Raw genomic sequence first — 13320 nt, forward strand, 5'->3', positions numbered from 1 at the left:
ACACGGTTAGATGTTATGTTGAGAACGACTTTAGAGCTAGAAATTAGGACTAACTCTTAAAACTGGTTCAGATAGTTTTGTTTCAGCCAGTTGTGGCTGTTCTCAACGCTCTCAAGCGGAGGGTTCTGACATACATCCTGTTCCACGATCAGCCACTCTACCCCTGCATTTGTTGCGCTTTCAATTACAGCCGACAGATCCACTTCACCTTGTCCCAGCTCCAGTGTTTTCATCTGACCCTGCTCGTCTTTGCTGAAATCTTTCAAGTGAAGCAGCGGCAAACGGCCCGCATATTTATTAATATACTCGATTGGATTTTGTCCGGCAAACTGTACCCAACATACGTCCATTTCCACTTGTACCGCTTCTGGAGTCGTTTGAGCGAACATCGCATCAAAAGCATTTGCATCCCCAACTTGACCATGGAATTCGAAGTCATGGTTGTGGTAACCAAAGATCAAACCTTGTTTCGCTGCTTCGGCTCCGTACTGTTGCAATTCTTCAAACAGCTTTGTCCAGCCTTCTGCATTGTCCGGGCGATCTTCCGGCATCAGATAAGGGCAGATCATATATTGTGCACCAATTGTTTTCAGGTAATCAATTTGTTTTTGCAGGTCTTCGCGCATCGCATGAAGGGACACGTGGCTGCTAAAACCTTTTAGACCCAGCTCATCTAGTAGCGCTTTCATTTCCTCTGCTGGAATGTCGCCATATCCGGCAAATTCAACCCCTTCGTATCCAAGGGCGGCCACTTTGCGCAGTGTACCACGAAAATCTGCTGCAGTTTCATCACGAAGTGTAAAAAGTTGCAAACCAATGTTCAATTTTTTCATGACAGATACTCCTCTGCTCTCAAATTTGCTTACATTGCTCTATCTGGTATCATCCTAACGCAAAACAGGCTAAAATGAACATATACAATATAATCGAAACATGAACTATCTGATCAAATTTTATTTCCATCCTGGATTGTCCCATCATTTCAGCCGTTTAACTGCACTCGGACAGGATGATGAATCGATGATATAACAGGATCGAATGATTGGGGGACGTACATCTGTGGAAACTTTGGACACATCCGTACTGATCTGTGATTACTCCTATCACTACAAGGCATTCACCCATAATATGAAAGGCGAGCTAGCCACCTATCTGTTCCGCTTGCAGACGGAAGGCTCGTGCAAAGTATATGTACAGGAAGAGGAATTCCGTATGACCAGCGGTGATTTGCTTTTATTAAAACCAGGGGACGATTATCGCCTCGTCGTAGATGAGCCACACAAGGAAGGGCGTTTGTCGAGTGGGGACTACTATCTCTTCTGTGAAGGCGACTGGATTGAAAAGTGGTGGAAACGCCAGCAACGTCCGACGGTAAGCCGTATTGGTCTGGATGACAAATTGATCAGCCTGTGGCGCAACATGCTACTGGAGAAACGTCGCGGCCCGCTGGAGGAAAATACGGAGCTAAAGGACGCTCTGCTACGTGGATTATGCCTGTACATTGATCGGGCGATCACGGAAAATATCCAGACCGACCGGGCCGTTTCTTCTGCACTTAAGCTGAAGCGTTTTATCGAAGAACATGCCACGGTTACGTTCAAATTAGAGGAAGCTGCCCGTTATGCCGGACTGAGTCTATCGCGGGCCGTGCGTTTATTCAAGGAACACTACAATCAGACCATGATCCAATATGCCATAGAGATCCGACTGAATGCGGCACTTGAGCGTATGAAATACAGCGAGATGACACTAGAGCATATTGCCGAGTCCTGCGGTTTTGCGAGCTACTCCTATTTTCACCGGGTATTTCGGGCGCATTTTGGCGTGTCTCCAGCGGAATACCAAAAATCAAAGCAGCATGAACCGATCGATGACCTGGAACATGTTTAAGTTAATGTGTAAGTTAAAATAGTTGTACTTCTCAACCGAGGCTGCACCTTATGTGCAGCTTCTCTTTTATCATAAACACATAAGTTACGACTTATTCCATACTATGGAAAGGGAGTTAATTTCTTTTTACAACCAAATTGCAACGTTAGGTCCAGATTATATTTACCTCCATCACAATGCAGTGATAACTATGGAATAGGTACAAAATGAAAAGAATATTACATAAGGAGTCTACCATTCATGAAATTAAAGCGGATTAAATACTGGTTCATAGCCAGCCTATGCCTCTTTCTTGTTATCCCGTCTGAGCCTACTCTGGCTCAAGCTTTCCTACAGCCTCAATGGGAATATGATATTACCAACGGTGGAAAGAGCAGCACAAGTTCACATTCAATGAGGAAAGTTATAGATGCTACGGGGAATGAGAGCCTACTCATCAATAAGGCAGGTAAGAATAATGACTATTATATCGATAGTGTTGATGCCAAAACAGGGAGACTCCTTTGGTCGATGCCAACGGACAATGAATATCAAATTTCCGATGATGGATATATATTCATTTTTAAAAATAATAAAGTGAGTGCCAAGCATATAGCAACAGGTCGAGTCATATGGACAGCTACTTTGCCAGGGGCGCCAGAAGAGTGGAGGCGAGGCGGGGCTGAGGCAGCCAGCCCAGGCGAAAATGGAAGTTTATATTTATTCTGGAACTCTGACGATAATAAAAGCAGTACCCTCTACTATTACAATACAAAAGGGAAGTTAAGCAAAAAGTTAAAAGTTCCATATTTTATGTACCAGATTGATGGAGACATGATTGTCGGCAGTAAATTTGGAGATCATCCCGATCTGTACTTGATTAGCCTGAACACCGGAAAAAAAATTAAAACGATTGCTGGCAGCAAAGGCTACAACAGAATTAGGAGACTATCTGACGGCACATTCCTGCATTATAATATCTACAAAAATACGATGACGCTTAAAGGGTACAACAGCACAGGACAACTCAACTGGACCAAACAACTTCCTTATAAGGAATACTCAACCGAGCTTTATGCTCTGGAAGATCGTTTTTTATATGTAGACGTTAAAAATAATCGAATTAAACTCTATTCGTCTTCAGGTAGAATGATTGCCGAGAAGCCATACCTGCGAGCAGGACTTATTAATATGGCTTTGGATGCCAAAAGTTTTATGTTTCCATCCGTCAAGGATGACAAAGAAGAACTTATTATTATGGACACAAATAACCTGAACATTTTGCAAGTGATTAACAGCGGCGAATTGGATCTCGAGAATGAATCTATGTATCTGCATAACAAGACAGGTCTTTACTTCATTAACAACAAAGGACGTACCTTAGTTAGCACACAATTAAGTAAATAGCATATCAAAAAAACATGGATGTTAATTCTGATTCATACTGAAAGCCCCCACCAATCCAGTCATGGATCAGTGAGGGCTTTTTATCTTCAACTACGACTATATATCTAACCTACAACCCTAATCTTTTAACCCCGCCACTTCTTCGCCAGCTCACTAATCTGATACGGTGTTGTGCGGCAGCATCCGCCAATAATCTGAGCACCAGCGGCAACCCATTGTTCTGATGCGTCCTTCATGCTGCCGCAGGAACCTTGGCCACTCCATGTTTTGGTCTCGGCATCGTAGGTTTCACCTGAATTCGGGTACACGATGATTGGTTTATCGCAAGCTTGGCGCAGGATACCAATGGCTTCCGTGACCACTTCCATCGGAGCACAGTTCAGGCCGACTGCCGCAATCTGCGGTTCAGAGCCAAATGTCTGTGCGCATACCTCAAGCGATGTTCCCTCGCTGATGCTTGTCCCATCTTTTAATGAAAACGAAATCCACGCTTGAGCATTTGGAAACTCCTTAAGCAATTCTACAAGAACACGAGCTTCCTGCAACGAAGGAATCGTCTCGAATGCTAGTACGTCAGCTCCTGCTTCAATCAGCGCAGCCATACGAGGTCGGTGAAATGCAGCCAGTGTCTCATCTGATACACCGTAATGTCCCACATATTCCGAACCATCTGCCAGATAGGCACCGTATGGGCCAACAGAGCCAGCAACGACAGGCCGCGGACGACGTTCACCTGCATCGCCTGCTCCACTTGCCTGCACTTCTGCCCATACATCATCTCTGGCCTTCGCCGCCAGTTCCACTGTTTTGCGAATCAGATCCAAGGCAGCCTCTTCTCCAATGCCACGCTTGCGGAAGCCCTCCACTGTTGCCTGATAACTGGAGGTAATTGCACAATCTGCCCCTGCTCGGAAATAATCAGCATGCACGTTCACGATAACATCCGGGTTCTCCAGCAACACACGTGCAGACCAGAGCGGGTCATCCAGATCACAGCCATGCTGTTCCAGTTCCGTTGCCAGTGCACCATCCAGAATCATGATTGGATACTCGTCCAGAATACGTTGAACCAAATTTATATCATTCGTTTGCTCACGTTGTGTCATGAAGTCAGCCCTCTTTTCTTCTTCGTACGATCCGTCCAATAATACACAATATAACACAAAATAATGAATGGAATACCACAGTATAAAGCAATCCGCTGTGTTGGGTCAAAAGCGATACCTATGCAGGATGCGAGGCACAATACAAATGAAACGATAGGCACAAATGGATACAGCGGCGTTCGGTAAACCAGGTCTTTCACGTCATGTCCTTCCCGCAGATACTGTCTACGGAACATGTATTGAGACACGCTGATGCTCATCCAGACAACTACCACAGCAAGACCTGAGATTGAAACAAGCGTAATATAGACAGTTCCCGGCGCAATGATGCTGGACAGTAAAGCCAGTGCACCACCGGCCATACTAAGCACAAGTGCATTGAACGGCACACCGCGTTTCGTCAGGCGCGCAAACCATGGAGAGATCGTCTTTTTATCCGCCAATGACCAGAGCATCCGTGATGAAGCATATAACCCCGAATTCGCTGCGGATAGAATCGCCGTTAAAATAACAAAGTTCATGATGTCGGCTGCATATGGAACACCGATCCGCTCCATGACAGCAACGAACGGACTCTCCAGCACGCTCGCATCTGACATCGGCAACAAAGCAGACAGAATAACGATCGTGCCAATAAAGAAAATAATCAAACGCCACAGCGTGGTGTGAATGGCCTTCGGAATTGTTTTTTCCGGATTTTCCGTTTCGCCTGCGGCAATACCAATCAGCTCCGTGCCCGAGAAGGCAAAATTGACTGCCAGCATCGTCATGAGGATCGCAGTCGCTCCATACGGGAACCACCCGGACGCAGTAATGTTGGAAAAGAACGGAGCCGGTTCAGCATTTGCCATCGGAATAATACCAAACATGGCGGCACCACCAAGAATGATAAAGATGACAATTGTCATCACCTTCACTAAGGAGAACCAAAATTCGGATTCGGCAAACAGCTTTACCGTGAACGCATTAAACAGGAAGATCATCAGCGCAAACAGTGCACTCCAGATCCAGACGTTCACAGATGGAAACCAGCGTTGCATAAGCAGTCCTGCGGCTGTAAATTCTGATCCGAGCGCTACGGTCCAAGTAAGCCAGTACAGCCAGGCCACTGTGTATCCTGTAGCGGGTCCAATATATTTGGCTGCATAACTATGGAATGCACCCGTCTCCGGCATATGCACAGACAGTTCGCCAAGACAGAGCATCACCAGGTACACCACCAAAGCGCCAATCAGATAAGAAAGAATCGTACCCAGTGGTCCGGCTTGTTGAATGGTATACCCTGAGCTAAGGAACAGTCCTGTTCCTATGACGCCACCAAGAGAGAGCATAACTACATGCCTCGTTTGCATTTTTCGCTGAAATTGGCCTTTATCGTTACTATTCTCCATATAACCTGCTCCCTGCTTCTTCATCCAGAACAAACAAAAAAGACCCACTCTTTCCTGAAGAGTGCGCCGTAACTGACAAATAAAAACAAACGCTCCTATCTATCAGGCTTTCACCCGCTGGAATTAGCACAGTATCCTTCAGATCTGTTGCTGAGGTTTCTAAGGGCCAGTCCCTCCACCTCTCTGGATAAGAAAATGATTTTGTATAACTATATCGACTGCTGCCTGATGTGTCAACATTTAAATAAACACGATAACCGACCCAAGCAGAGCTTTCCATATTCTTGTGCTGAAATTAACACATAAAGTTTTTGCGAACGGGGAGTAAAGAGCTACTCTGTAGAGGAACCCGGATTTATAATACTCGTTTTAATCTCATAGGTAATAGGTACTGTCGCAAACACTTCATCCCAGTTATCTTTTACCTTTTTCCACGTTTTTGGATAATGGATGCGAATGCTGTCCCGAAAACCGGCAACGTCAGCTTTATACGTATGCTGGAGTTTATAGAGCATTTGATCGATCTGTTGATCTACGATTTTAGCAAAATCCTTCTCCAGTTCTTTCAGATAAGCTCCCTTTTCTTCTTTTTCGGGCGCCCGCCAATCCTCCATTAACCAGCCTTCGGACTCTGCCTTCACATGGAACGAAATATCTCCGCGAACCACCTTTGGAATAATTTTTGTGGTCTTTTTCTTAATTTCATAGAGGACAGTGAAACCTTCTTTACTGTATGTTTTAATGACACCGCCTCGCTCCTTCGGCTTAATCCAGGATAATGCCTCCAGATCCGTTTGGCTAAGTTCACCAATAAATTTCGTTGTTTTGGCTTTAAAAATGCTGCCTCCTGAAAACTTGTCCTCACCATCTGCATTTAACACGTTTTGAAGCAAAAAGCTAGACCCAGACTGCATCTCTGCATCCAGTTTGGCAAGGGAAACCGGCTCCATTATCTTATTGGATATATACGAGTTATTTGTGATTCCCGTAAGATAAAAAGCTGGAATTCGAGAAGGATCTCTAGAAGTGAGTACATCAAGCGCACGGTGATGGCTGATTAGTACAAGACAATTGGGGCGAATATCGTTATCCCGTAGCACAAAATCAAGCAACTGTTGTAATCCATACTTTTTAGCAATATCTTTGGAAATGACGATCACTTTCAGATGATGCCCAATGAGCGGGCGATCCCGGCGCAGGGCAAACTGGCGGAAAATCTGGAGCAAGGAATCCCCGGTAAGCTGTTCATTGGAATACGAAGATTTGCCAGAAGAAGGTGAACCACCCTGTTCGCTCTGCTGACTGCTCGACTTTCCAGGGGCAATCTGCACTGTTGCGGTGACATTTTCTTCTTTGGGATAGCCCCCTCCTTGGGCTGCTATTGTTTTCTCAAATTTGGTTTCTTGGCCAACATCAATGCCGAGACCCACATACAGACTCAAATCTTCAATTTCCCGGCTGCTCCAGCACCCGGAGATGAGGCTAAGAATCAGTAACGTACAGATCATACGTATCCACAAACGAAGTGGAATCATGCGTGTTTACCTCCTTTTTTACGAATAATGCTCAGCAGCAGCAGCATCAGAGGCATAATGGCAAACAAAACGACAGACACGTTACCCAACATGTCACCTAGTGCAAATGTTTCATATACATTTTTGGGAATCATGGCTGCCAAATAGATAAAAGGTAGAAGGCAGTACATAATGGTACGCATCTTTTTCGCTTTAAATAGATCACGAATCCCTACAGAAGCGCAGTAATGGGTGATCGCAAACGTAGAGAAAATCTGCAAAATCCAGATGACCAGCAATAACGATTCAAAGCGCTCAAAGATCAAACCCTGAATCTCAAAACTTCGAACCAGATCGAGCGTTGGCCAAGTTCTCGTTTTAATTCCATCCAAGGACAAACTGCCAACGACCATAACGACCGTGATCAAATAAATCGCCGTAGATATGCCCAGCCCCCAAGTCATCGCCTTATTACTTTTTTGGGGATTTTGCATATAAGCTGTAATGACGAGCATTACTTCATAACCTGTGTATGATAACAAGGAAGGTTTCAACCCTTTGATCACAGGTAAAATTCCCTCCCCGAGAACCGGTCTCAGATTACTGATCTCAAACAGTTGATTACTCAGCAATATTTCCATCACAAAGATGACCAAGGTAATCGGCAAAATGACCTCAAACACACGCACGATAACTGGAAGTCCGCCGGAAATAAGATAGATTCCAATCCACATAAACACCATCACAATGGCCCAAGTAGGTGTACGCTCCAGCAAATACATTCCGGTAACGTCAGCCATCACCCGAATTTCAAAAGCGGCAATGACCATAAAATAAATAATGTTGGCACAGCCGAGTATGTAAGCAATCCAACTTCCTGTAATCTCCCGGGTGAATTGGAAAACGGTCTTTTCCGGGAATCGTCGACACAAAGTCACCAGAATAATTCCTACACCCGTGATAATCAACCCGGATAGGATAATCGAAATCCAGACGTCCGGTGTACCAACCGCTTTGCTTGTTGTCCTAGGCAATGTTAATATACCTGCACCCAGCATGTAATTGACGATAATGACCGCGGCTTGTGTCGTGCTTATTTTTACTTGGGAGTCATTCACTTCTTAGCACCTCCAGACCATCTGCTGATTATACGAGGCTAAACTGAACAGTACAGAACTGTTTGGTACGAAACTTCACTTCGATCAACATTATTTCTTGCGATCTTCATCGGTCGGATTCATCATGTCTGGACGTCTTCTCATCATATTCAGCGGGGCACGGATGACAAAATCCTTCCAATCACTCAAGTGGTACGGAACCGCTGGTGCAATATAAGGCACCCCGAAGCTGGAGAGCCGAGCCAGATGTGTGCACATCAGCAAGAAGAACATAACCACGCCATACAATCCCATGACTGCAGCACTGAACATGGCAGCAAAGCGCAACAATCGCAAGGTCAGCCCTGCACTATACACCGGAATAGTAAAGGATGAAATCGCCGTGACCGCCACGACAATGACCAGAAACTGACTGATAATCCCCGCCTGTACTGCCGCCTGACCGATGATTAAACCTCCAACGATTCCCATCGCAGGTCCGATGGGTTTGGGCAGACGAATCCCGGCCTCCCTTAGAATCTCAATGGACAGCTCCATAATCAAAGCTTCAATAATCGAAGGGAAGGGTACACCCGAACGGGTTTCAATAATCGTCAGCACTAGTTTTGTCGGAATCAGACCCGGATGGAACGAAATGAAGGAAATATAAAGCGCTGGGGCTAGCAAGGCTAGCATAGCTGCCATAAAACGTAAAATTCGAAGGAATGTACTTGGAATCCAACGTTCATAGTAATCTTCTGGAGACTGGAGTAACATGCTGAAGGTAACCGGCACGACCAAAACAAACGGAGTTCCGTCCAGCAAAATAGCTACACGCCCTTCTAGTAAAGCACCGATAACGCGGTCAGGTCTTTCCGTATTCAAAATCTGCTGGAAAGGACTTAAGGCATCATCTTCAATCAGTTGTTCTACATAACCGGACTCCAGCATCGTGTCCATATCAATACTTTTCACACGTTTTATAACCTCGGTTACGAGTTTAGGATCGGCAATATCCTGAATATAAGCAATAGCCAAGTCTTTTTTGATCCGGCTGCCCACTTCAAACTTTTCAATAAACAAACTCTGATCGCTTCCATAACGCCGTAGAATACCAGTGTTATCACTAAGCTCCTCTGTAAAACCGATACGCGGTCCACGTAGCAAACCTTCAGACAAAGGTTCATCCACCCCACGTGTCTTTAATCTGGACGTTCCGATCAGCATGGCTCCCGGCAGGCCGTCCACCAACAAACCGTTTTTCCCTACTAAAACACTTTTTGCAAGCTTCTGTAGAGACTCTGTCTCCTGAACCTCACTGACGGGAAGAATTTGAGTTTTCAGATACGTGGACAGGAAGTCTGCTTGTTCAGGATGAAGGAAGCTTTCCTGTTTGAGTTCAGGTATTCCCTTAATCATCAAAGGTTCAATTAAATATTGGTCGATCAGATCTGTATCCGTAAGCCCTTCGGTATACATGATCGCCGCTCTCGTGTTCGTTCCTCGAATGGTGAACTCTCGAATATGTACATCTGCATTTTTGCCAAACGTCTCTCGAACCGTTATCAGATCTGTCGTGTATGTTCCGGTTAGCTTAATGTTGGCATAGTGCCCCGTTTCTGTCCCTGGCCCGATGCCGGCTTCCGCTGGTGAAATGTCCTTCGGCGAAGGAATCATTTTATTTTTGCGAGAGAAGCTGCCCCGCTTGATTGCCGTATGGAACCAGTTGGTCGTGAAATATATCATAATCGGTACAATAAACACCATGAGTGCCTGTGCCCAGATGGTCCATTTCGGTACATAAGATAAGATCGTTGACCACACCCTCCATCCATCCTCCCTTCTCTGTAAAATCAAACCACAGGTATTCCCGGCTTATTGTGTCCTGTTTACCCATAAAAATTCCGTGATTTTGGCAGGATATGCAATAGAACACTTTCTTGCCTGATGGTTAACGACCACTTTTGATTTGCGAGGAATATGATCCACACAGCAAAAAAACGACCCTGCCATGAGCACAGAATCGTTCTGAAATTCATACCGTATTTATTTTTCGCTTACACAATTCGGGTTACATGCTGTGCCTTATCATCCAGTAAAGTGGCCGCGTCCGCGATCGTTTTGAAATCATTTAACGCAATCTCAATTCTTTCGTGACTTTGTTGCACGTAGTCCTCTACCTTTTTCGTACCATTGGTAATATTGGTAATCTCTTTGGTGATGCCTGTTACACTGTCTCGAATCTCATTAATTGAATTCTCCACCATGGCTGACAGCTTGCGCACTTCTTTCGCCACAATATCGAATCCTCGGCCGAACTCTCCTGCATGTGCAGCCTCAATCGCTGCATTGAGCGCGAGTAATTGTGTCTGAGAAGAGATTTCCCGAATCGTTCGCACCACACCTTGAATGGAGCCAGCCTGTTCTTGCAGATGCGTTAGTGTAGACTGGTTAGCTGCAGATACTTCGGAGATATAAGAAACGCTAGACATTAGCTCATGGCTTCGGCCAATTCCGGCACCTGCCTGCTCATTCAGTTCTTGAGATAGCGCCTTCAATTCCTGAACAACGGCTGTAATGTTATTTTGGCGATTCGTAATATCCGTAGCCATCTTGCAAACGCCAAGTACCTTCTGATTCGACGCATCAAACACGGGCATATATGTAGCTTCGAGCCATACCGATTGGCCTTTGGCATCCATACGCTCAATCTTGTCCTGAAAGCTGTTTCCAGCCAAAATACTTCTCCAGAACTCCTCATATGCCGGACTATCTGTAAATGTTCCAAAGCATAATTGCCGATGCTGCATTCCATACATCTCTTCCTTGGTATACCCCATTCTTGAAGCAAATACATCGTTCACGTATGTAACCCTGCGGTTTAAGTCGAAGCGAATAATCGCCAAACTTTTCTCCATCGCCTTGACCACTAAATCGTCCGTCACCTGATCTTGCCGCCCCGTCTCCAATAAAGACATCCAAATCCCCCACAATCCGTCCCATAGTCAATAAAGTGTTGCATTTAATTACTTCATGCCGTTCATGATAGATGCATTCATGCGATGCGTTGACTCCTAGTAATGATACCCGAATTCAGGACTTATGGATCACTAATTTGCACGAATCCCAAAAAATATTTTTTTGTGTACATACAACCTTCATACTCTGGGTCATTATTCACAATCTGTGGGGATATAGAGCAACATAAAAAGCAAGTTATGGGTAATCATAACTTGCTTTTTTCTGGCGACTTTATTCTATATAAGTTGAACTAAAAAAACTTAGAAATCATGTACCGTTACACATAACTGAATGATAACACCAAACGGATCACGGACAATCCCGTAGCCGGGACTAAATTCATTCCTTCCATAAGGCACAAGCACCTTCACCCCTTCATGTTGCGTCAACGCCTCGTATAGTCCATCCATTTGGCTTTGATCCTGAGATTGAATGCACAGCGATGTACTGTTTCCCAGTTCCCAAGGTCTCTCCACATCCATCGCTTCCTCCGCAATCATGATTTTGTTCGCTCCGATCTTCAGCACGGAATGGGTGATGTACTCATCCTGGCCGTCAGGATACGTGAAATCGGGACTCATCTGCTTCATTTCTTTGTAGCTTTTTCGGAATAATACTTTCGCACCCAACGTTTTTTCGTAAAATGTAATTGCTTCTGCCGCTTCTCCGTTCATCGAGAGAAAGGGGATAACTTCAACATTCATGTGACTTGCCTCCTTCATTTGTCTGTCTTACACTTATTACTATAACGACTAAAGGTGCCAATAGATGACACCATTGAGAGGAGGAGATGCCAACAAATGAAAAAGACTGAACGTCTACACCATATGCTTCGCTTTATTAATCAAAAACAGCACTTCACTCTACCTGATCTCATGCAAGAGTTTCAAATATCCAAACGAACCGCATTACGCGATATTGCGTCTTTGGAAGAGATGGGTGCGCCCATTTATGCGGAGTATGGACGTTACGGCGGTTATCGTCTGCTCCAGCAGATGCAACTGCCTCCGATCTCTTTTAATACCGATGAGCTTCATGCCCTGTACTTCGCTATGCAGGCTCTCCGTAGCTTCACCAGTTTGCCTTTTCGAACCACATTTGAATCTGTTCATAAGAAATTTATGGCAGCATTATCAGACAGACAGCAAGAAAACATTCATAACATGCAACAGCGTGTCGCTTTTAAACATACCGAACAGATCAAAGACAGTGCTCATCTGGAGCTTCTATTAAATGCCGCAGTACAGCAGATCGTTATTCAAATTACGTATCATGACAAAAACAGGAGTGCGGCGGAGCAGAGTAAAGTCGCAGTTTCTATTGAGAACAAAGAGCCTACGAAAGAGAATCTGGAAGATTACCATGATCAGTCAGAAGCAGTTTCCAAAACAAAAACCAGCACCCGTATTATACAGCCCATTGCGCTATATTCTATTAAAGGGTACTGGTATTGCCAGTCATACGATCTGAAGAAAAAAGCATACCGTGTATTTCGCTGTGATCGAATCATTTCGGCTGTATTAACGGAGATCGAACCTGTCGCACACCTTGCTGACATACATAGTGAACATCTCCGTTCCCTATGGAAACCTTCCGAACAAGCTATCTCATTTCAATGCAAAATCAGTGAGGCGGGCATGGATCAATTTCAGCAAAATCACTACCCCTCCATGCGCCTTGAAGAACAAGCCGGATTCTATCTGCTCGTCGGAACCTATGAACCTCATGAACTGGAGTTCATTGTGAGCTACCTTGCAGGGTACGGTACTTCCATTAAGATTGTGGAGCCTGAGATGTTGAAGGAATCGTTGAGACAATACTATTTAAATTTGTTGGAGTGGATTTGATGCTAATAAAAAATACCCGGTAGAGTGCATACCGAGAAAAAATACGGCATACACCCAAGCCGGGTATA

11 protein-coding genes and 1 riboswitch are annotated in these 13320 nt (G+C 44.8%); of the genes, 3 read left to right on the forward strand and 8 right to left on the reverse strand.

Going from position 1 to position 13320, the window contains the following annotated elements; genetic code table 11:
* Positions 1-56: 56 nt before the first annotated feature.
* Positions 57-833: a sugar phosphate isomerase/epimerase family protein gene (locus tag BLQ13_RS24550; protein ID WP_090924333.1), complete on the reverse strand. Its 777-nt coding sequence runs from the start codon at positions 831-833 to the stop codon at positions 57-59.
* Positions 834-1068: 235 nt separating this feature from the next.
* On the opposite strand from BLQ13_RS24550, the gene BLQ13_RS24555 reads away from it, so the two are divergent.
* Positions 1069-1890, forward strand: coding sequence for a helix-turn-helix domain-containing protein (locus tag BLQ13_RS24555; protein ID WP_090924364.1), 822 nt, complete (start codon positions 1069-1071; stop codon positions 1888-1890).
* Between the two features lie 240 nt (positions 1891-2130).
* On the forward strand, positions 2131-3276 hold the full coding sequence (locus BLQ13_RS24560) for an outer membrane protein assembly factor BamB family protein (protein ID WP_090924334.1): 1146 nt from the start codon (positions 2131-2133) through the stop codon (positions 3274-3276).
* A 125-nt stretch (positions 3277-3401) separates the two neighbouring features.
* On the opposite strand, the gene mmuM is transcribed toward BLQ13_RS24560, so the two are convergent.
* From mmuM to BLQ13_RS24595, 7 genes are all read right to left on the reverse strand, one after another.
* Positions 3402-4382 (reverse strand): homocysteine S-methyltransferase, encoded by a 981-nt coding sequence (mmuM, locus tag BLQ13_RS24565; protein WP_090924335.1) that lies wholly within the window; start codon positions 4380-4382, stop codon positions 3402-3404.
* Positions 4379-5773, reverse strand: coding sequence for an S-methylmethionine permease (mmuP, locus tag BLQ13_RS24570; RefSeq protein ID WP_090924336.1), 1395 nt, complete (start codon positions 5771-5773; stop codon positions 4379-4381). The genes mmuM and mmuP overlap by 4 nt, the downstream gene beginning before the upstream one ends.
* 92 nt (positions 5774-5865) lie before the next feature.
* A riboswitch (SAM riboswitch) is annotated at positions 5866-5967 on the reverse strand.
* Between the two features lie 138 nt (positions 5968-6105).
* Positions 6106-7308, reverse strand: a complete 1203-nt coding sequence (locus BLQ13_RS24575; RefSeq protein ID WP_090924337.1) for a Ger(x)C family spore germination protein — start codon at positions 7306-7308, stop codon at positions 6106-6108.
* Positions 7305-8405, reverse strand: coding sequence for a GerAB/ArcD/ProY family transporter (locus BLQ13_RS24580; protein WP_090924338.1), 1101 nt, complete (start codon positions 8403-8405; stop codon positions 7305-7307). Before BLQ13_RS24580 ends, BLQ13_RS24575 begins: the two co-directional genes overlap by 4 nt.
* 90 nt (positions 8406-8495) lie before the next feature.
* Positions 8496-10208, reverse strand: a complete 1713-nt coding sequence (locus tag BLQ13_RS24585) for a spore germination protein (protein ID WP_090924339.1) — start codon at positions 10206-10208, stop codon at positions 8496-8498.
* Positions 10209-10441: 233 nt separating this feature from the next.
* Positions 10442-11362, reverse strand: coding sequence for a methyl-accepting chemotaxis protein (locus BLQ13_RS24590; RefSeq protein ID WP_090924340.1), 921 nt, complete (start codon positions 11360-11362; stop codon positions 10442-10444).
* 303 nt (positions 11363-11665) lie between these two features.
* On the reverse strand, positions 11666-12109 hold the full coding sequence (locus tag BLQ13_RS24595; RefSeq protein ID WP_090924341.1) for a VOC family protein: 444 nt from the start codon (positions 12107-12109) through the stop codon (positions 11666-11668).
* A 96-nt stretch (positions 12110-12205) separates the two neighbouring features.
* On the opposite strand from BLQ13_RS24595, the gene BLQ13_RS24600 reads away from it, so the two are divergent.
* A complete protein-coding gene (locus tag BLQ13_RS24600; RefSeq protein WP_090924342.1) occupies positions 12206-13252 on the forward strand; it encodes a helix-turn-helix transcriptional regulator in 1047 nt (348 codons plus the stop codon).
* Positions 13253-13320: the final 68 nt, after the last annotated feature.

Source organism: Paenibacillus polysaccharolyticus, from assembly GCF_900102085.1.
GTDB lineage: Bacteria > Bacillota > Bacilli > Paenibacillales > Paenibacillaceae > Paenibacillus > Paenibacillus polysaccharolyticus.

Bases quoted from the DNA above. Each gene is read 5' to 3' on its own strand.
- BLQ13_RS24550 (WP_090924333.1), bottom strand. From the start codon at position 833: ATGAAAAAATTGAACATTGGTTTGCAACTTTTTACACTTCGTGATGAA.
- BLQ13_RS24560 (WP_090924334.1), top strand. From the start codon at position 2,131: ATGAAATTAAAGCGGATTAAATACTGGTTCATAGCCAGCCTATGCCTC.
- mmuM (WP_090924335.1), bottom strand. From the start codon at position 4,382: ATGACACAACGTGAGCAAACGAATGATATAAATTTGGTTCAACGTATT.
- mmuP (WP_090924336.1), bottom strand. From the start codon at position 5,773: ATGGAGAATAGTAACGATAAAGGCCAATTTCAGCGAAAAATGCAAACG.
- BLQ13_RS24575 (WP_090924337.1), bottom strand. From the start codon at position 7,308: ATGATTCCACTTCGTTTGTGGATACGTATGATCTGTACGTTACTGATT.
- BLQ13_RS24590 (WP_090924340.1), bottom strand. From the start codon at position 11,362: ATGTCTTTATTGGAGACGGGGCGGCAAGATCAGGTGACGGACGATTTA.
- BLQ13_RS24595 (WP_090924341.1), bottom strand. From the start codon at position 12,109: ATGAATGTTGAAGTTATCCCCTTTCTCTCGATGAACGGAGAAGCGGCA.
- BLQ13_RS24600 (WP_090924342.1), top strand. From the start codon at position 12,206: ATGAAAAAGACTGAACGTCTACACCATATGCTTCGCTTTATTAATCAA.